General features: G+C 69.5%; 1 protein-coding gene. It reads right to left on the bottom strand.

Annotated elements, in window-relative coordinates; genetic code table 11:
* Positions 1-560, bottom strand: a 560-nt coding sequence (locus G3T14_RS24585) for an IS66 family transposase zinc-finger binding domain-containing protein (RefSeq protein ID WP_204263064.1), incomplete at both ends; no start/stop codon positions are given.

Genomic DNA, 560 nt, shown 5'->3' with positions numbered 1-560 from the left:
GGAAGCGCTTCTGCGCGCGCTGGAGAAGGTTCATCAGCCCGCCCTGGCTGAGCGTGAGCCCGAACAGGTTGGAAAGCGCCGCCTGCAGCCGCGCGTAGGATAAGGCCTGGAAGGTCTTGAGATAGGTGGCAACCGCATGCAGCCGCGGGCCAAAGGGCGTGCCGTGCGCCGCCTCCGGAACCGGTGCGATCACGCGCGCCCTGCAGGTCGGGCACTGCACCGCCAGCCGTTGATGCTGGGTGACGACCGGCGCCACCTCCGGAAGCTCGATCCGTTCGGACACGCTGACGACCTCGGCGGGAAGGTCCCCGCGCAGGCCGCAGCCGCAACACGCGCAGCGATCCGGGCGATGCTCGACGACGGCATCGGGATCCTCGCTCATCACGCGGCTATGGCCCTCGTGGCCGGGCTTCGCCCCACCGGGTTTGGCCTGCTCGCGCCGCTCCTTGCGATCCGTTGCCGGCGGCTTCGAAGACGTGCGTGAGGTCTTCGCCGGGCGTTGCATCCGCAGCACCAGCTCGATCAGCTCCTCGCGGCTCAGCCGCTCAAGATCGCTTCGG

Origin of the sequence: Methylobacterium sp. BTF04 (genome assembly GCF_010692745.1) — a bacterium.
GTDB lineage: Bacteria > Pseudomonadota > Alphaproteobacteria > Rhizobiales > Beijerinckiaceae > Methylobacterium.
The sequence above is the reverse complement of the archived record's forward strand: the minus strand, read 5'-3'. Positions and strand labels throughout refer to the sequence as shown.